The organism is Dorea sp. D27 (genome assembly GCF_001185345.1).
In the GTDB taxonomy this organism is placed as follows: domain Bacteria; phylum Bacillota; class Clostridia; order Lachnospirales; family Lachnospiraceae; genus Extibacter.
Genome location: NZ_KQ236744.1, coordinates 928,565 through 946,479 on the forward strand (window position 1 = coordinate 928,565; position 17,915 = coordinate 946,479).

Below are 17,915 nucleotides of genomic sequence, written 5' to 3' on the forward strand. Positions count from 1 at the left end.
TTACGAGGCAGCGCCCGGAGAAGATGGAAATGATTCTCCGGGTGCTGCCTTATTTGTGTGCGCTACCAGCTGCGAAGATCCCATGACGTATCTGTGCCGGCCACGGTGGAATTACGTACCACCAGGTCTCCGTTGAGTCTGACGAGCATTCTTGATGCACTGGGGTTTTCTGCTCTTCGCTGGAACAGTTCAAATGCCATCTTTCCCATTTCAGTCTTGGGGACATGGATGGTAGACAGTGACGGCTGGATGAGCGAGGCGGGGAAGTTGTCGTTATAGCCGATAACTGCAATATCTTCCGGGACGCGCAGCCCTGCATCCAGGATAGCCCGGATAGCACCGATTCCCATCTGGTCGTTACCGACAGCTACGGCATCCGGTCCGACATCCCTTGCAAGGAGCGCGTTCATACAATCATAACCGCTTACCGGAGAATAGTCCCCTTCTATTATCAGCTGGCTGTCCACGGGCAGCTCGTTCTGCTTCAGCGCGGCCAGATACCCCTCGCGTCTTGATTTGCCCATAGAGAACGTGGTGGGGGCGGCGATATAGGCGATTCGTTTTCTGCCCAGGCTGATCAAATGTTCCGTGGCGGTCTTAAGCCCTTCCTTGTCATCCATGACAACAGCGTCCAGCTTCGGGCCGATAGCCGATTCCAGGCAGATAAGTGGAATCGGGTGGCCATTGACGCTTAAGTCAGACAGCATATCAATGTACTCTGCGGAATCCGGAGCATCGGTGTCCACGCAGGAGGACAGCAGGATGCCGTCAATCCATTGGGAACGGAGCATCTGGATGTATTCTTTTTCCCGCTCAAGCCTGCCGGTCGTGCCGAATACGCTGAGCGAATATCCGTTCTGATTGGCGATGGTCTGTATGCTTTTTAACAGAGGGGGGAAAAAAACACTTGTAAGGGAGGGAACGATGACTGCAATCGTGTTGGTCTTTCCACTTTTCAAGCCGCGGGCGACCATATTGACTTCATAGTTCAGCTCGCTGACGGCGTTCATGACACGTTCCTGCAGCGACTCGCTTACGGTCTTTGTCCCGTTCAGTACATTTGATACAGTAGAGATAGAGACATTGGCACGTCTTGCGACGTCCTTGATTCCTACCGGTTTTGTGTTTTTTGTCATATTTGTTCTAACAACTCCTTTACGGAAGACAGCCAGTTTACGGCTGCCTCCTGTTTCGTCGGCAGAGGAAGGCACTCTGCGCTTATGGTTCCATTATACTTGTAATTGGATAATATTTCAATTATTTGCCGGAAATCAATATGCCCCTGTCCCGGCCAGAGGCGGTTAGAGTCGGCAAAGTGTACATATCTGATGTCGCCGATGTTGTCTATGACTGCCTGCCCGATATCTTTTTCTTCTATATTCATGTGAAACGTATCCATCATCATTTTAATATTCTTCAGCTCGTTCACATGAAGAAAATCCGCTACCTCATAAGTGCTGCACAAGTAGTTGTTCTCATAGCGGTTGATTGGCTCGAATACCATAGTCACGCCATGGCTGCAGGCATAGGCATCAAGCGTCTGCATGGATTCCCCGAGCAGCAGGAGAGTATCGCCGTATCTGTCAGGAGAAGGGACGTTCCCTCTTACGCAGCCGATGATGACGATGGAACGCAAAGCCGCTGCCACGTCGATATACGCTTTCATCATGCGGATTGCCTCGCTGCGCACCGCTTTATCTCCATCGGTCAGCGACAGTCCTTTGTTGACATAGAGACGGCCTGTGCCAAGAGCGGTCACCTGTATGCCGTTCTCCTTGAGGGCGGCGGACAGATCTGGTGTATGAAGCGCCGACGGGTCTGAAGCATGCAGCTCTACTCCATCATACCCGAGCCTGCGGGCATAGGCAACGCCTGCCTCAAAGGACCCTTCGTAAAGAAAAGGAGCGCTGCCGATTATTTTGTCGGTAAGGGTTAGGGATAATCGTATGTGCAATTTGATACCTCCTAATCTTCTTCCGGATAGATGACGACCTTCAGAGCTTTGCCGGCCCGCAAAAGCTCCAGCCCTTTTTCATATTCGCTCATAGGGAAGGTATGGGTTACGATTTCTTCCAGCGGGAGTATGCCGCTTTCGATGATCCGGGCCGTCTTTTCGAAATAGTATTTCCCAAGAAAGCCTCCATATATTGCCGCCTCTTTACGGACGATATCCGCCAGGCGGATCTGCGGTACGGCCGTCTCGTCATGACCGAACATTACGATTTTTCCGCCTGGACGGATGACATCGATGCTCATCTGAAGGAGCTGCCCTACTGCCTCGATGCAATGGTCCACGCCGAGCCCGTCCGTTAGGCCGAGGCAGACCTTCCTTATATCTTCTTTTTTTGGATTGACTACGTGCGTTGCGCCGCATTTCAGCGCTTTTTCTCTGCGGTATTCATAAGGTTCGGATACGATAACTTTGGTCGCCCCGTTTGCCCTTGCCATAGAAGCAAACAGAAGCCCCATAGGGCCCGCACCGAGTATGCACACGGTCTCGCCGGCCTGGATATCCAGTTTTTCAATCGCATATCCGACACAGGAGAGAGGCTCTGCCAGCGCGGCCAGCTGGAACGGCGTGCCGCTGTCGATTTTATAAACGGAGATGGAAGGGACTACCGTATAGCTGCACAGCGCGCCGTCGGCAAACAGGCCTCTCGTGACGCCGTGCTCCGGCCATGGGCTGTCCTGCTGGCTGTACAGCGTCGTACACAGATTGGGGCGGTCGCTCCGGCAGTTCTTACAGCTGCCGCATGGCGGGTGGGGATCCACGATAACCTTGTCCCCGGGGTTGAGCCAGTCCACATCGGGACCGACTTGTGCGACCTCACCGCAGTATTCGTGCCCGAAGATGATATCGGGCCTGGCCGGATGCATGGGAGGATCCATGAGTACGTGCAGGTCTGTACCACAGATGCCTACGCCGAGCACCTTTATCTTGACATCGTCACGGTTTTGAATCTGTGGTTCGGGACGGTTTTCATAAGCGTATACGCCAGGTTTTTTAAAAATAATCGATTTCATGTCAGTATCTCCTTTTCTTACTGTTAAGCTGCAAAAAATGCTGTGAATTGAAAAAATGTTAAAAAACGTTTCGCAAATACAATAAAATTTTGAATTGATACAACAAAAATACTTAAGCATATTATAGACATATATGACAAAAAAATCAATATTAAAATGTAAAAATTGATGGTAATTAATAATATAATTGACAATTAACAACCATAATGATAGTATTGAAATAGAAAAACGTTTTTAAAATACAAGCAAAAACCGTGAAAAGGAGGCAGTGAAAGATTGAAGATACAATTAAACGAATCCGAAAAAAAATGGATAAAGACGGAAGATCCCAACATCTTATTTGAAGACAATGAGGTGGGAAGGCTGAAAAAGGAAGTATGGGATATGACGGAAGACCAGCTCGATGAAGTGCTGCTGGAATATGGCATACCTTCTGCTCCAGAGCTCGGCATTGCAGGAACGTATATCCAGAATACGCCGAGGGCCGTCCAGATTGAGAAGCGCCGCAGGGACGATATCGTCTTTGTTCCGCTTGGCTGTACGGAAAACCATGGTCTCCACAACAATACGGGGCTGGATACGTTCATGTGTTCGCAGATCGTAGAAGGTGTCCGCCGATATACGAAGAAGCACAGCCAGGAGGTGAACCTGGCATTGCCTCCGCTCAATTACGGAGGTCATCCTTATCATCATATCGGTATGCCAGGAACGGTCATCATGCCGGAAGAAGTTGTGAAAGAGACGCTCATCTACACGATGCTCGGCCTGTGGAATGACGGATACCGCAAGATCATATTCATCAACAACCACGGGCATCTCTGGATGATTGAGTCTGCGATACAGGAATTCTGCAAGCGCTACCAGCTTCCGGGCATTTTCCGGGTTATCGACTGGCACAGAGCCGTCCGTGAATTCTTCTATCCGACGGCAGATGAACTGAGCCTTGAGACTCATTTCGTTCACGCCGATGAGGCGGAGACATCTGTTGCTCTGCTTATGTTCAAAGAAATGGTAGATATGCAGTATGTGCAGGACAAGCTGGGAGAAAGCCTCCTGCCGGACGGACATATGGACAAATCAGTGGATCCGTTCCGCCGTCCATGCCGATGGAGCGAAGGAGAGGGACATGCGGCGATTGAGAGGTCGGCGACACCAGAGGGCATTGTCGGCGTACCATCCCAGTCCGATGCCAGAAAGGCAAAGAGGCCGATTGTGGCTATCTTGAAATACCTGACTCTTCTGCACGACCAGATATTGGAGGCATATCCGGCAGGAACTGTTCCGCCGGTTGATAAAGTATCGCTGAGAGATCCTAAGGAAATGGAGCCATTTTTAAAAGAACCATTGAGCGAAGGCTGGAAGTCCATCGACGAGCTTCCGCGCATGGGAGTTTTTGAACATCTTTAATGTTGTAATGATATATTGATGAACCAGGAGGAAGAGCTGTATGGACAGATACATAGAGAAAATCAGGCAGGCAATGCCGGACGGCGATATCTGGATAAAGGAAAGCACTTATGCACAGACGGAAGGGCTGCGGGCAATATATGCCACGGCGGCAGAAAAAGAATGTCTTATCGTGGACGGCTGCAAAGCATTTCTTTTTGAAGGAGAAACCGTAAATGGGATTAAGATCTGTCCATTGAACCATATTAACCGTCTGGCTCTTAACATGGAAATAGGATATACAAGGCCGCAGTCCATAGGGGCAGAGACAGCATCCTTTGGCTGTGGCGACAGGCTTGGACTTGCGAACGAAGGACAGCTTGCGGCAGTCAGACGGACAAGGGTAAAACCTGTCCTGGCGCAGCAGAGCCTGCGGGAACTCGACCTTACGGGGCGTTCCTATGATGACGTTATCGATGCGGCTTCATGGGCCGTATTCAAAGCCGGCTACAGAGAAGGCTATGGTGCGGACGGAGACCACCTGAAGACGAAACAAGAGGTAGAAGCGGCACTGGAGCATGGCTGTTCTATGATTACGTTGGACTGTTCTGATGTCCTGAGAGAACCGCCGGTCCAGGCAGAGGCGTTAAGCCGGGCCTATGATCAGATTCCGGACAAGAAGCGCCTGATTCTGGAAGAGGAGTATCGGAATCTGCCGCATGCCGCATCCATTGGAGTTACCTATACAAGGCAGACATGGATGGAGGTCTTGGTTACATATCTGGACGCTTTAGAGCTTGCGGAAGAGATATATGTGGAACTTATCCGCAGCAGAGGGCGGCGTATTGATTATGAGATATCGCTTGATGAGACAGCTCATACGACGAGTGCGGCGGCCCACTACTTCGTGGCAAGAGAACTTAAGAAGCGGCATGTGCGAATCAGCAGTATCGCTCCAAAGTTCATCGGAGAATTCCAGAAGGGCATCGACTACATAGGAGATACGGAAGACTTCCGCCGCAACCTGCGGATGCACTGCAAGGTTGCAGCCTGTTTTGGGCATAAGGTGAGCATTCATTCCGGAAGTGACAAGTTTAAAGTGTTTCCCGTCATTGCCGATGAGACGAAAGGCCTTTTTCACGTCAAGACATCAGGAACGAGCTGGCTGGAGGCAGTACGGGTGATTGCAGGAAGCTCGCCGGACCTGTACCGCAGGATGCACCGGAAAGCGCTGGAACATCTGGATGAGGCAAGGTCTTACTATGAGGTGAACTGCGACATGTCAGCAGTCAGGCCGCTTGACACGGCAGCGGACGATGAGCTTCCCGCTTATATTGAGCAGGTTGATTCCAGACAGCTTATGCACATCACGTATGGAATATTGCTTAATGATACGGAAATGCACGATGCGATATATGAGTTCCTGAAAAAGAATGAAAAGATATACGAGATGCAGGTAAAACGGCATATGGAGAAGCATTTGAAAAGTTTGGGCTGCCTGTGACGGCTAACAGTCAATTAGGGAGAGGAAAACTATGAGTGTCAAAAATACGGTAGCGATCCTGGGCGCGGGACGGATAGCGCGCGTCCATGCCGAGTCGCTGAATAGATATGCACAAAACGTAACAGTAAAATATATCATCGACCCATATATGGACGATAAGATGCGCAAGTGGGCGGAAACCATAAATATATCATATGCGGAGAACGACTCGGCCCGGATGTTCGCCGATCGGGAAGTAGACAGCATCTTTATCTGCTCGCCGACACCGACTCACTGTGACTATATTCTGAAGGCCTGCGAGAGCGGGAAAAATGTATACTGCGAAAAGCCGTTGGATTCTGACATCAGCCGCATATATAAGGCTATGGAGGTTGTGGAAAAGTCAGGGATAAAGTTTCTGATGGGCTTTATGAGAAGATTTGATACAAGCCAGCGGAAGATGAAAGATATCATCGCCAGTGGAAAGGTCGGGGCTCCACAGATTATCAAGCTTTGTTCCAGAGACCCGGCACTGCCATCTTATGGCTACATTAAGACGAGCGGAGGCATCTATTTTGATTCAATGATACATGACTTTGATTTGGCTCGCTATTTTTCGGATTCGGAAGTAGTAGAAGTATATGCAACGGGCAAAGCCCTCATTGATCCTCAGGTAGGAGAGCTTGGGGATGTGGATACGGCAGCGGCGCTGTTAAAGTTCGAGAGCGGCGCTATCGGACTCATAGACTTGAGCCGGCAGTCCAACTGTGGTTATGACCAGAGGACGGAAGTGCATGCATCAAAAGGTTTCGTGCAAGTCGGCAATGTGCCGGAGAGCTCCGTCATAGTCAATAATGAGCATGGCGTTACACATGACAGGCCTGTCTACTTCTTTCTGGAACGCTATGAACAGGCATTTGTGAATGCACAGCGTACATTTTTCGATATTGTGAACAAAGACAAAGAGCCTCCGGTGACAATGTATGATGGTCTGCAGGCAGTCAGAATCGCAAAAGCGGCCAGGACATCTTACCTGGAGAACAGGCCGGTAAAACTGTCCGAGATTGAATAAAAGGGAAGGGAGGATGCAGGAGGCTTTGTAGATAGAGGGAGCAAGGTAGTATGAATCTAAAAACGATAAAAGGAGGATCTTATGAAAAAAAAGTGGATTTCGACGGCATTGGTAGTCTGTATGACAGCAACTATGGCACTGGCAGGATGCGGAAAATCATCGGACGATACAGACGCAGCCGATGGAGAAGGCAGTAAGGAAAAAGGTGAAGGAAAATATACGATTGGATATACGGTCAATGACTTTAATGACAAATGGGTTTCCTACGTAATAGATAATATTAAAGTCTGGGACGAAGAAAATAAGGATGTCAATGTCGTATTGGGAAATGGTGAACAGGATGCTGCGACACAGATGGCAATAGTAGAGGACTGGATTCAGCAGAAGTTTGACGTTATCTGCGTAAAAGCGGTAGACGTAGATGCAGCAGCATCTATGGCGAAGAAATGCAACGAAGCCGGCATTCCCTTCGTGGCAGTTCAAGATCCGATAGAAAATTCAGACGTAAATGTGCAGCAGGATTCCAAAACCTGTGGCCAGACGCAGATGGAAGCGGCGATAGAGGCGATGGGCGGTTCCGGTAAAGTAGCTTATATGAGCGGAGTCCCGGGAACCCTCGTGTCAAACAATCGTGAAGAAGGCTCTATGGCAGCGCTCGAAAAATATCCGGACGTAGAACTGGTGGCGAATGAAGTAGGCAATTGGCTGAGAGAAGAAGCGATGACCGTTGTCGAGACATGGGTACAGGCGGGGATGGAATTTGATGCCATCGTATGTGCCTGCGATGAGATGGCCATTGGTGCGGAGATAGCCCTTGAATCTGCCGGTGCCCGTGAGGGAGTAGTCATTGCCGGAATTGACGGAACAGTGGATGCACTGGAGATGATGTTGGACGGCAAGCTGGATGTAACGATGTACGCAGATCCTGAGGCGCTGGCAAGAGAGCCTCTTGAGACAGCCGTCAAAATCATCAATGGAGAAAAAGTAGATGATTATATGATTCAGGATATCCTCATTCTCCCTGAAGATGCACAGGAGTATCTTGACATGCAGAAATAGCATGCGATAAACAATCTGGAAAGGAGCAGTCCTTTATGCACGAAGATTATATTCTGGAAGCTGAGGAAGTCTCAAAAGCATTTTCCGGCGTGACTGCGCTTGATAATGTAATGTTGAAGGTTAAGCGGGGTACCGTACATACGCTGATGGGAGAAAACGGAGCCGGCAAATCTACCCTGATGAAGATTCTGCTGGGCATATATCAGAGAGATACAGGTATTATTAGATTTGACAATGAGGAAGTGAGATTCAAAGGTGCAGCCAATGCGCTCAAATCAGGCCTGGCTATGATACATCAGGAATTGAGCAATGTCAGGGAACTGACGGTCTATGAGAACATTTTTCTTGGCAAAGAGCTGACGTATGGAAAGAGCATCTTTTCGAGGCAGAAGAAAATGCGTGCAGAGGCGGAGAAGCTGTTTCAGGAATTGGACATCGATATTGACGTAAACAAGAAAATGAAAGTACTTAGCGTAGCTCAGCAGCAGATGTGTGAAATTGCAAAAGCGATCTCATATAATGCGAAACTGATTATTATGGATGAACCTACCTCGGCTATTACAGAAAGTGAAGTGGAACATCTGTTTCGTATGATAGGTAATTTAAAGAAAGATCGTGTCAGCGTAATCTATATCACTCACAAGATGGATGAGGTGTTTCAGATATCGGATGACATTACGGTGCTGCGTGACGGCAGATACATCGATACACTGTCCGCAGATGAGTGTTCCGGACAGAAACTGATCTCTCTCATGGTTGGCAGAGAGATTACTGATTTATTCCCGAAATCAGAGGCTGAAATAGGAGAACCATATCTGCGCGTGGAAAATCTGTCAAGAAAGGGAGAATTCTCCGGCGTAAGCTTTGAAGTTCGAAGGGGCGAAATACTCGGGGTCGCCGGTCTGATGGGGGCAGGACGGACAGAAGTCATGGAAACTATTTTCGGTATCCGTAAAAAGACAACAGGTAAAATATTCATCGGAGAAAAAGAAGCAGTAATCAGAAGTCCGAGAGACGCGATAAAATATAAGATTGCGCTGCTCACGGAAGACAGGAAAGAAAGCGGCTGTTTTCTTCCGCTGAGCGTAAGGACGAACATATCGATCGCCTCCATCAAAAAATACGTAAGGCTTGGTCTTGTCCGGAAGAAGCAGGTTGATGCGGATGCGCTGGAGATGAAGGATAAGATGAGTATCAGTACCCCTTCCCTTGACAAGAAGATCATGTATCTGTCTGGAGGCAATCAGCAGAAAGTATTAGTCGGAAGATGGCTGCTTACCAATCCGGAGATTTTGATTGTGGATGAACCTACAAGAGGAATAGATGTAGGTGCAAAAGCAGAGATACACAGACTATTGTCAGCACTGGCACAAGAAGGGAAATGCATTATCATGATATCTTCCGAACTGCCGGAAGTCATTGGCATGAGTGACAGAGTCATGGTCATGAGCGATGGACGTATGGCAGGTATACTCGAAAAGGATGAAGTGTCACAGGAAAAGATAATGCTGTATGCCACAGGTGAAACACAAGTTCGAGGAGGAAGCTGATGAAAACAAAAAGTCTTAACAGTAAATATGCGGCATTAAGAAAAGAAATAATGGACAAATATGGAACCTTTGTCATCCTTCTCGCTATGATGCTTGTAATGACTCTTATCAAAGGGACAAATTTCCTGTCTCTCGGCAATCTGACGAACATCATGCGGCAGCAGTCCGTTATCGGCATCATAGCACTCGGTGTCATGCTTACTATTATTACAGGAGGGACGGACCTGTCCGGCGGTTCCGTGCTGGCACTGTGCAGCTGCGTCATCGCAACTTTTGCGCACGGTGATTATCCGCTCATAGTACCTGTAATGATGGGTATCCTTGTAGGAGCTGCTACCGGCCTCGTCAATGGTTTCTTTATTGCGTACGGGCATGTTCCGCCTTTTATTATGACTCTTGGAATGATGTCGGCGGCAAGGGGACTTGCCCTCATAGTGTCAAACAGTAAACCTATCAATGGATTCACAGATGCATTTAACGCGATTGGCGCTGAATCATGGTTTGGCATCCCGATTGCGGTATGGCTGTTGATTGCAATGACTGTTCTGTTCTATTTTTTATTACATAAAAGCAAATTCGGCACATATGTGTATGCAATCGGAGGGAATCAGACAGCGGCCAAGGTATCTGGTATCAATGTAAAGATAATTCTGACTATTGTCTACACCATTGCGGGAGCCTGTACCGGTCTGGCGGCTTTGATTATGACTTCCAGGACACTGGCAGGCAACCCGAGTTATGGCACGGCTTATGAGATGGATGCCATTACATGCTGTATCATTGGCGGCACGAGCTTCACAGGGGGGATCGGCCGCGCGGTGAATACGACGATTGGCGCATTCATAATGGGGGTGTTGACAAACGGCATGACAATGCTGCAGATTGATCCAAACTCACAGCAAGTAATAAAGGGTGCGGTAATCGTTCTTGCCGTACTGCTTGATGAGCGGAAAAACAGAAGAAGCTGACCATGAAGGAAACGCAAAAGAGAAAAGTGTTCACTTGCGTTTCCTTTTTTTAATGCGGGAAATCATGCCATCTTAGTACTCATCCTACGGGGATATGCCGCTGGCATAAACAAGAGATAGTACAAGCTATCGCTCCCTGCGCTTGTCAGACACAGAGATAATCGTATAGAAAAAATGTCATCTCTGCCCTCTTCCCCTTTATGTTAAATGTCTCTTTTTCTTCGGCGGCCCGCCTCATGCCATGACTCTCATAGAAGCCATAATTGCAGCTCGTGTCCGTGTACAGGAAAAAACGTCTGATATTCTCCCTTTTCATGTATGAGAGCATCTGCTTAAACAGCAGTGTTCCGATGTGCATGCCCCTATACTCAGATGCAACGGCAAAAAAGGCGACCTCACCCCCATAATCTTTTCGGCTCCGCTCAGACAGTGCTTTGTCTATGCTGCTGACACTCTGGAAGATTCTGGCTGTCTGCCTGCCCTCCCGGGAGAGGAAGAGGGAGATGACAGAGAGGACCTGCCTGAAGCGAAAGGCGAACGGACAGCGGTGACTCCTGATGTCCTTTGCCATGATGACTCCGGCCGCTTTCCCTTCTACTTCTGCAACCTGTGTATACGTCTGGTTTGCCAGGCAGCTGTACAGGAAAACTTTCGCAAGCTTTGCGGCTGTCTCTGGGGTGCAGAGTTCATCGTAGTGCCACGCTTCCCGGATAATGCCGGTGAGGCTGGCTTCGTCTTCTTTTCGATATGTCCTCAGTAAAATTTGTGTATTCATCTTATCTCCTTTTCATTTCTCTGTTTCTGATCTATAATTATCTTAAAGTATACAGTAAGTGTAAAGTCAAGGAGGAAATCACATGCAGCCGGACGCGGGTAAGATAACGACATCCCAGTTTGCAAAACTGCACGGAATCAATAAGAGGACGCTGCATTATTATGACAGCATCGGTTTGTTTTCACCCCGGTGGAAGGGGGAGAACAACTACAGATATTACGACTATATGCAGGGTATCGACCTGGAGTATATCCGTATGCTGAAAGGTCTGAACATGAGTATCGAGGAGATAAAGGCCTATGTGGATCACCCGGATGAAGCGGCTTTTCTGCAGATTGCAGATGAGAAGCTTGCAGAGATAGACAGAGAGATACAAAGCCTCAGAAGAACCAAAAAGATACTGCGCAGGAAAAAGGAGCAGCTGGAGCTGTGCAGAACACGGAAGGACAGGGACATCAGGGTGCTGCAATGTGAGGAGGAATACTATTGTGTGACCCCGTTTTCCTATTGTGACGATGACATAAAAGGGCTGTATGCACACATTAAGGATGTGTGGAGTCCAGGGCAGTACAGCATGGGTATCGGCAGCTATCTTTCGGTAGAGAACATGAAGCAGAAAGCATTTGACCGATACGAAGGGCTGTTCACTTATGCGCAGAAACGGACGGAGAAGGGCGTTATGGTGAGGCCAAAAGGAACATATCTGTGTGGCCTTGTAAAAGGGACATGGGAACATCTGCCTGAATTTTATGAAGAGCTGATGCATTATGCGGATCAAAATAATCTGGAGCCCATCGGATATGCCTATGAAATAGGGCTGAATGATTTTGTGATATCGGGCATGGACGATTATATTACGCAGATTGCCATACGCGTCACAGCGTCCTGACGGAGGAGGAGCGCGGCGGGCTTATCCATTTCTGGTAGAAAAGTAGATTGACAGGCCAGCGTATGACTGACATACTGGAATTATGAAAAGATATGAGGTGGACAGGTATGGAATTTATAATAGCTTCTTATGAACAGATAGACAGAATGTGTGAGATTACGGACATGGCAAAGAGGCAGCTTAAGAATCTCGGGCTGGACCAGTGGCAGAAAGGTTATCCGTCCAGAGAAGTATGGATGGAAGATGCAAGGGCAGGCTGTACGTATCTTGCCGTGGAAGGGGATGAAATCCTCGGTATCTTCGCCTTTCAGAAAGAGCCGGATCCGTCCTATGCAGCCATTGACGGCAGGTGGCTGACGGATGGTACGTATGCGTCCATGCACAGGGTATGTGTCTCGGACGAGTGTAAAGGAAGAGGCGTGGCTGGCAGGATGTTTGAACATGGCTTCAGGCTTGCCAGGGAAGCCGGGTTTCCGTCGGTGCGGATTGATACGCATCCAGGCAATCTGCCGATGCAGAGAGCGCTTGAGAAGTCAGGGTTCGTGAGGTGTGGAGAGATAGTTCTGGCAGAAGGATGTGAGGCGGGAGATAAAAGGATAGCATTTGAACGTATACTGGTATAGAAGGAGAATATATGTTAAAAGCGGTATTTGTTGATTATACGGGCACGATTGTCAAGGAGGAGGGCCCGGATATCCAGGAAGTGATCAGCAGGACGTACAGGAACAGTGACATAGAGAGTCCCCAGGCTATGGTGTCCTATTGGTGGAAATTATTGAATGAATATGAAGAGAAGAGCTGCGGCAGCAGCTATATATCAGAGGATGATATAGTGGACGAACTTCTGGACATATGTGAAAAGGAGCTCCATCTGAAAGAGGATCTGGAAGAGCTGCATGCAGCGTTTCAGAGGTTCTGGATGTATGCGCCTGCATATGAGGATGTGAGAGAGTTTTTCGAGAACTGCCCTCTGCCGATTTATATCATAAGCAATAACGCGGGGAAGTATATTGAAGAGAGCATGAGAGACAAGGGACTGTGTCCGGCGGGCATCATAAGCAGTGATGTGGCGAGGGCGTATAAGCCTCACAGGGCAGTGTTTGAAAAGGCGCTGGAGGTAAGTGGGTGCAGGGCAGACGAAGTGCTTCATATCGGCGATTCCATCTCTTCTGATGTGGAGGGGGCCAGAGCCGCGGGCATAAGGCCTGTCCTTATCGACCGCGACGGTATAAAAGCGGCGGAAGGGGCCTTGACGGTAAAGTCCCTGCCCGAGGTATTAGCATTATTAGACGGTGAGAGCAGCGAAGATAACCAAATAAAGTAACCGTATTCCGGTAATCAGGGAGGGAAGCGTTATGATTACAGACAGGATTGAAAAGATCAGACAGAACTATGTCAATGCCCGGCCGGCCATCTCGTGTGAGCGGGCTTACTTGTGGACAGAGTCCCACAAGAGGACAGAAGGCCAGCATGTTGCCGTGCGCAGGGCGCAGGCCTTTTATGACACCTGCGATAAGCTCACGGTACATATTTTTGACGGGGAACTTATCGTAGGGGCAGTCGGGGAGTTCCGCAAATGTGGAATCCTGACGCCGGAGTTCTCATGGCTCTGGGTGGATAGGGAGATGGACGAATTTGACAAAAGGCCTCAGGATCCATATGTTATGACCGATGAGCAGAGAGCTTTCGTGCGTGAAAATATCTTCCCTTACTGGAAGGATAAGTCGCTGGAGGAGGCTTTTCTGGCAAGAGTACCGGATGAGACATACAAGATTGGTGTAGATACAGGGGTAATCGACAATGATTCCAAATGGCGGCAGGCAGTCGGCGAGGTAACGCCGGATTATCAGGACGTACTCTTTGTAAAGGGGTTCGGCGGAATCATCAAGGAAGCGGAAGAGAAGATAGCAGAGCTTGACGAGGCGGTACCTGACGAGATGGATAAGATTCTATTCTATCGCTCTGTCATCCTTACTTCCAAAGGTATCATACGCTTTGCAGGCCGATATGCCGATGAGGCCGAACGTATGGCGGCCGGGCAGGAGGATGTCACAAGAAAAGAAGAATTGTTACGCATAGCCGCAAACTGCCGGAAAGTTCCTGAATTTCCGCCGGAGACATTTTATGAGGCCATACAGTTCGTATGGTTTACCCAGATTGGCGGCATCTTGTCTGAGAATCCGCTGGCCCTGAATCCGGGCCGCTTTGACCAGTATATGAATCCATATTATGAAGCAGACAGGGCCAGAGGAATCATTTCGGAGGAGCTGGCCCAGGAGCTTATAGAAGCGCTCTGGCTAAAGTTTTCGGAGTGGGTGTGGACCATATCGGCCAATACCGCGGATTACTTTGCGGGATATAACCAGTTCCAGAACCTGACCGTAGGCGGCAGGACGAGGGAAGGGCTGGATGCGACGAATGACATTACGTATATGGCGTTGAAGGCAACGGAAGAAGTAAAGACCCACCAGCCAGGGTTAAGCGTCCGGGTACATGCAGACTGTCCGGAGGAATTTCTCGGAGCGGTGACGCATCTTGTGAGCCAGGGTACTGGTTTTCCGGCTATCCACAACGACAGCGTCGGCTACCAGATGCTTCTGAATGCCGGATATGAACCGGAAGATGCCAGGGACTGGAATAACTGTGGATGTGTCGTTCCCCATTATCGTAAGACCGGCGAGTGGACGGCGGCTGTAAACGTGAATTTTGGCTGCGCGCTGGAGTATGCGCTTAACGAAGGAAAGAGCCGGATGACCGGGGAGAAGATGGGACTTTTGGAAAAGCCTTGCAGAGAATTCACCTCTTATGAAGAGGTAAAGGATGCGTTCTATAAGCAGTTCGCGAACCTTTGCAGGCACTCCGTCATTGCAACGGTAACAGCCCAGAAGCTGCATCAGGAGATGGTACCGAGGCCGTTCCTGTCCTCCTGTATCGAAGCGTGTCTGAAAGACGGAAAAGATTTGAGCAATGGCGGTGCCAAATATAATGTAGGTCCGGTCATTACAGGAATCGGCCTGGCTGTCGTAGCAAATTCTCTGGCAGTTATAAAGAAGCTCGTATTTGAAGATAAAGTGACGACGATGGAGGAGCTTGGCACGGCACTGGCCGCCGACTGGGAAGGCTATGAAGAACTCAGGAAGAAAGCACAGGAGGTTCCGAAGTACGGCAACGATGATGATTATGTAGACGAGATCGCCATAGAGATAGCAAACTGGTATTACCGGGAAATCCATCAGTATAAAGATGTGTTTGGCTCCCCGTTCAATACTGCGTTTATGGGAATCTCCAACTATATCCCTATGGGACGCGTGCTTGGCGCAACCCCGTGCGGAAGAAAGAACAAAGAGCCGTCTAGCGAAGGGGTGTCGCCTTATGTGGGAAGCGACATGTCTACACCGCTGGCAGCCATGCGTTCCGCGGCAAAAGTAAACCAGGAGATCCACTCCGGGGGCACGCTCCTGAATCTCAGGCTGAACCACGACCTGGTGGCTACGAAGAGAGGGCAGGCTAACCTGGGAGCGATGATACAGTCCTTCTTTGCGCTTGGCGCGTTCCATGTGCAGTTTAATACCCTTTCCTCGAAGATATTGAGGGAAGCGCAGGCCAGGCCGGAACAATACAAGGACCTGCTTGTCAGGGTGGCGGGCTACAGCACACAGTTTGTCAATCTGTCCAAATCGATGCAGGACGCTATCATTGCGAGGACGGAACATGCTGAATTATAGACCTGGCTGTTGCTATGGAGGGATGATATGACCGGGGGCTATATAATGAATATACAGAACTTCTCTGTCAATGACGGAGAAGGGATCCGGACGAACATATTTCTGGCGGGCTGTCCCCTTGCCTGCGCCTGGTGCTCCAACCCGGAGGGCCAGACACTCCACAATGCCATGACTTCCTATATGACAGTGGAAGAAGTGACAGATAAGGTGAAAAAGCAGATGATATTCTACCGAATGTCCGGGGGCGGCGTGACCTTTTCCGGAGGAGAGGCCACGGTACAGCAGGAGTTCCTGCGACGGCTTGCCGGCCGGATGTATGATATGGGAATCTCTCTTGCCATAGAGACATGCGGGCAGTTTGAGTTTGAAGAAGTGAAGGATATTCTCGGGAAGATGGATTTGATATTTTATGATATCAAGCATATGGATGCCGGGACACACAGGAAGTTTACCGGGGTATCTAACCAAAAGATACTTTCGAACGTATCAAGGACGGCAGAGCTAGGCATCCCGCTCATAATAAGAGTACCGGTCATCCATGGAGTGAATACAGATGACAGCAATCTGGAAAGGACGTTTGCATTCATGAAAAAGGAAGCGTCCTCTGCAAAGCTGGAACTGCTCCCCTATCACACGTTCGGCGAGGGGAAATATGCAGAGCTTGGAATGCCGCTGCCGCCGGCTTCGTTCCAGACACCATCCCAGAGTGAGATAGACGCGTGGTATGAAGTTGCCCGCAAGATTGGAATCGAGACGATATCCTATAGGTAAGCGCAAGGCATGATCAGAATATGTCGTTAAGAAGCGGAATATTTCTTTATTATGGAAGGGACATCCGATACCGATACATTTTGGAACAGCCTGTCCCCAATCTGTACGTTAGGAGCTTTTGTACAGTAGTGCATACAATATACGGTTGTCAGAAGAAAGCGCCCGTCCCGGGTCACCTGTCCGGGGCGGATTTTCAGAATCCGCTGGAATTCCTTCAGTACCTCCGTTCCCCCTTTGTTCTTGCAGCGGTCGGAGATACAGACTTTGATCTCATACCGGAAGGATTGCTCGTGCAGATGGGGAAGGCTTTTGATAACCGCGCTGATATAGCCCGGATTGACACCTGCTATTTCTGCTACCATTTCCCGGGCCTCCCGTGGAATGCAGCCTTCGGCTGCCTGCAGCTCAGTCAGCATGGCAATCACAAGCTCAGACTGGTTCATGCTTTTTTCCTCCCTGTAATAGTCGAATATGTCGTTCCATTCCTTTTTCAAGACAACGCCTCCTCCCTATATAATTGTATAGTATCTCCCATATTACAGTTTTCATGAATAAAATGTGAGTTTAAGTAAAGTGGGCGGCGTGCGGGGAGCCGGGTGGCAGATGCTCCGATGCGTCCGAGGCTCCGACTATTTCACGTATCCCTAACCATGCGGAATGCGCGCCGATAGCGGCTTGCATCCCGCAGGATAAGGGCTACGGAAAGGATTCTCCGGCTCTTCCTCATAATAATTTCATTTTTCAAAGGTTTTCACTCGCTCAGCTTTTTTATTAATATACCGGCACAGATAAATTCCTTCCGGCCGCCAGTAACGTCACATAGCCACCCCCGCCCGTGCCAGTAAAGTAGATAGCCGATGGGGAGGCAGGGGACAGATGCGAAGGTATAAGCGGAAGGGACGGAGAATCCTCACCAGATTCCTAAGCTTGTGGGATGAGAGCCGCTATCGGCGAACATTCCACAGGCTTAGGAATCTGTGTGATAGTCGCAGTCCCGGACGCATCGCAGCAGATGCCCCCTGCCTTCCCAGCGGCGCCCTGCTTCACTAAACCCCCATTTGGGGGCAGGAAATCCTGCCATTTTTCAGATAATATATCTTATCGTAACGGTCCATTAAAGTCTCGTCCATATGATGTGTTATCGTAAGAAGCGTAAGGTTTTCCTGCCTGAGAAGGTCTTCTTCTATCTCGTGGGCGGTCCGGCGGTCTAAGG

At 49.2% G+C, this 17,915-nt stretch carries 16 protein-coding genes; 11 read left to right on the forward strand and 5 right to left on the reverse strand.

Translation table 11 applies throughout. The features are described from left to right. Window positions 1-62 precede the first annotated feature (62 nt). From HMPREF0980_RS10930 to HMPREF0980_RS10940, 3 genes are read right to left on the reverse strand one after another with little or no spacing between them, the layout of a single operon-like run. A complete protein-coding gene (locus tag HMPREF0980_RS10930; RefSeq protein ID WP_049729072.1) occupies window positions 63-1,136 on the reverse strand; it encodes a LacI family DNA-binding transcriptional regulator in 1,074 nt (357 codons plus the stop codon). After that, window positions 1,133-1,954 carry a sugar phosphate isomerase/epimerase family protein gene (locus HMPREF0980_RS10935; protein ID WP_049729073.1) on the reverse strand — a complete coding sequence of 274 codons (822 nt, stop codon included), beginning with the start codon at window positions 1,952-1,954 and terminating at the stop codon, window positions 1,133-1,135. Before HMPREF0980_RS10935 ends, HMPREF0980_RS10930 begins: the two co-directional genes overlap by 4 nt. Window positions 1,955-1,965: 11 nt before the next feature. Then, complete coding sequence (locus HMPREF0980_RS10940) at window positions 1,966-3,024, reverse strand: zinc-dependent alcohol dehydrogenase (RefSeq protein ID WP_049729074.1); 1,059 nt, start codon at window positions 3,022-3,024, stop codon at window positions 1,966-1,968. Between the two features lie 276 nt (window positions 3,025-3,300). On the opposite strand from HMPREF0980_RS10940, the gene iolN reads away from it, so the two are divergent. The 6 genes from iolN (at window position 3,301) to HMPREF0980_RS10970 (ending at window position 10,542) form a co-directional block, all read left to right on the forward strand. Next, window positions 3,301-4,431, forward strand: a complete 1,131-nt coding sequence (iolN, locus tag HMPREF0980_RS10945; RefSeq protein ID WP_242847381.1) for a 3-dehydro-scyllo-inosose hydrolase — start codon at window positions 3,301-3,303, stop codon at window positions 4,429-4,431. A 40-nt stretch (window positions 4,432-4,471) separates the two neighbouring features. Continuing rightward, window positions 4,472-5,914, forward strand: a complete 1,443-nt coding sequence (locus tag HMPREF0980_RS10950; protein WP_049729075.1) for a tagaturonate epimerase family protein — start codon at window positions 4,472-4,474, stop codon at window positions 5,912-5,914. Window positions 5,915-5,945: 31 nt separating this feature from the next. Then, window positions 5,946-6,965, forward strand: coding sequence for an inositol 2-dehydrogenase (iolG, locus tag HMPREF0980_RS10955; protein ID WP_049729076.1), 1,020 nt, complete (start codon window positions 5,946-5,948; stop codon window positions 6,963-6,965). A gap of 81 nt (window positions 6,966-7,046) precedes the next feature. Next, on the forward strand, window positions 7,047-8,024 hold the full coding sequence (locus HMPREF0980_RS10960) for a substrate-binding domain-containing protein (RefSeq protein WP_049729077.1): 978 nt from the start codon (window positions 7,047-7,049) through the stop codon (window positions 8,022-8,024). A gap of 35 nt (window positions 8,025-8,059) precedes the next feature. Then, window positions 8,060-9,574, forward strand: a complete 1,515-nt coding sequence (locus tag HMPREF0980_RS10965) for a sugar ABC transporter ATP-binding protein (RefSeq protein ID WP_049729078.1) — start codon at window positions 8,060-8,062, stop codon at window positions 9,572-9,574. Then, window positions 9,574-10,542, forward strand: coding sequence for an ABC transporter permease (locus tag HMPREF0980_RS10970; protein WP_049729079.1), 969 nt, complete (start codon window positions 9,574-9,576; stop codon window positions 10,540-10,542). Before HMPREF0980_RS10965 ends, HMPREF0980_RS10970 begins: the two co-directional genes overlap by 1 nt. Before the next feature lie 145 nt (window positions 10,543-10,687). On the opposite strand, the gene HMPREF0980_RS10975 is transcribed toward HMPREF0980_RS10970, so the two are convergent. Continuing rightward, window positions 10,688-11,317 (reverse strand): GNAT family N-acetyltransferase, encoded by a 630-nt coding sequence (locus HMPREF0980_RS10975; RefSeq protein ID WP_049729080.1) that lies wholly within the window; start codon window positions 11,315-11,317, stop codon window positions 10,688-10,690. A gap of 82 nt (window positions 11,318-11,399) precedes the next feature. On the opposite strand from HMPREF0980_RS10975, the gene HMPREF0980_RS10980 reads away from it, so the two are divergent. The 5 genes from HMPREF0980_RS10980 (at window position 11,400) to HMPREF0980_RS11000 (ending at window position 16,702) form a co-directional block, all read left to right on the forward strand. Next, window positions 11,400-12,206, forward strand: a complete 807-nt coding sequence (locus HMPREF0980_RS10980) for a MerR family DNA-binding transcriptional regulator (protein WP_049729081.1) — start codon at window positions 11,400-11,402, stop codon at window positions 12,204-12,206. A 107-nt stretch (window positions 12,207-12,313) separates the two neighbouring features. Further along, a complete protein-coding gene (locus HMPREF0980_RS10985) occupies window positions 12,314-12,829 on the forward strand; it encodes a GNAT family N-acetyltransferase (protein WP_049729082.1) in 516 nt (171 codons plus the stop codon). 11 nt (window positions 12,830-12,840) lie between these two features. Further along, on the forward strand, window positions 12,841-13,530 hold the full coding sequence (locus HMPREF0980_RS10990) for an HAD family hydrolase (protein ID WP_049729083.1): 690 nt from the start codon (window positions 12,841-12,843) through the stop codon (window positions 13,528-13,530). A 31-nt stretch (window positions 13,531-13,561) separates the two neighbouring features. Then, window positions 13,562-15,931 (forward strand): glycyl radical protein, encoded by a 2,370-nt coding sequence (locus HMPREF0980_RS10995; RefSeq protein ID WP_049729084.1) that lies wholly within the window; start codon window positions 13,562-13,564, stop codon window positions 15,929-15,931. A 45-nt stretch (window positions 15,932-15,976) separates the two neighbouring features. Next, a complete protein-coding gene (locus HMPREF0980_RS11000) occupies window positions 15,977-16,702 on the forward strand; it encodes a glycyl-radical enzyme activating protein (protein ID WP_242847382.1) in 726 nt (241 codons plus the stop codon). A 26-nt stretch (window positions 16,703-16,728) separates the two neighbouring features. On the opposite strand, the gene HMPREF0980_RS11005 is transcribed toward HMPREF0980_RS11000, so the two are convergent. Next, window positions 16,729-17,196, reverse strand: a complete 468-nt coding sequence (locus HMPREF0980_RS11005; RefSeq protein WP_242847383.1) for an NADH-quinone oxidoreductase subunit NuoE family protein — start codon at window positions 17,194-17,196, stop codon at window positions 16,729-16,731. Window positions 17,197-17,915: the final 719 nt, after the last annotated feature.

What these genes read in the sequence shown, in the direction of transcription:
- HMPREF0980_RS10930 (WP_049729072.1), bottom strand. Translation starts at nt 1,136, where the DNA reads ATGACAAAAAACACAAAACCGGTAGGAATCAAGGACGTCGCAAGACGT.
- HMPREF0980_RS10940 (WP_049729074.1), bottom strand. Translation starts at nt 3,024, where the DNA reads ATGAAATCGATTATTTTTAAAAAACCTGGCGTATACGCTTATGAAAAC.
- HMPREF0980_RS10950 (WP_049729075.1), top strand. Translation starts at nt 4,472, where the DNA reads ATGGACAGATACATAGAGAAAATCAGGCAGGCAATGCCGGACGGCGAT.
- iolG (WP_049729076.1), top strand. Translation starts at nt 5,946, where the DNA reads ATGAGTGTCAAAAATACGGTAGCGATCCTGGGCGCGGGACGGATAGCG.
- HMPREF0980_RS10960 (WP_049729077.1), top strand. Translation starts at nt 7,047, where the DNA reads ATGAAAAAAAAGTGGATTTCGACGGCATTGGTAGTCTGTATGACAGCA.
- HMPREF0980_RS10965 (WP_049729078.1), top strand. Translation starts at nt 8,060, where the DNA reads ATGCACGAAGATTATATTCTGGAAGCTGAGGAAGTCTCAAAAGCATTT.
- HMPREF0980_RS10970 (WP_049729079.1), top strand. Translation starts at nt 9,574, where the DNA reads ATGAAAACAAAAAGTCTTAACAGTAAATATGCGGCATTAAGAAAAGAA.
- HMPREF0980_RS10975 (WP_049729080.1), bottom strand. Translation starts at nt 11,317, where the DNA reads ATGAATACACAAATTTTACTGAGGACATATCGAAAAGAAGACGAAGCC.
- HMPREF0980_RS10980 (WP_049729081.1), top strand. Translation starts at nt 11,400, where the DNA reads ATGCAGCCGGACGCGGGTAAGATAACGACATCCCAGTTTGCAAAACTG.
- HMPREF0980_RS10985 (WP_049729082.1), top strand. Translation starts at nt 12,314, where the DNA reads ATGGAATTTATAATAGCTTCTTATGAACAGATAGACAGAATGTGTGAG.
- HMPREF0980_RS10990 (WP_049729083.1), top strand. Translation starts at nt 12,841, where the DNA reads ATGTTAAAAGCGGTATTTGTTGATTATACGGGCACGATTGTCAAGGAG.
- HMPREF0980_RS10995 (WP_049729084.1), top strand. Translation starts at nt 13,562, where the DNA reads ATGATTACAGACAGGATTGAAAAGATCAGACAGAACTATGTCAATGCC.
- HMPREF0980_RS11000 (WP_242847382.1), top strand. Translation starts at nt 15,977, where the DNA reads ATGAATATACAGAACTTCTCTGTCAATGACGGAGAAGGGATCCGGACG.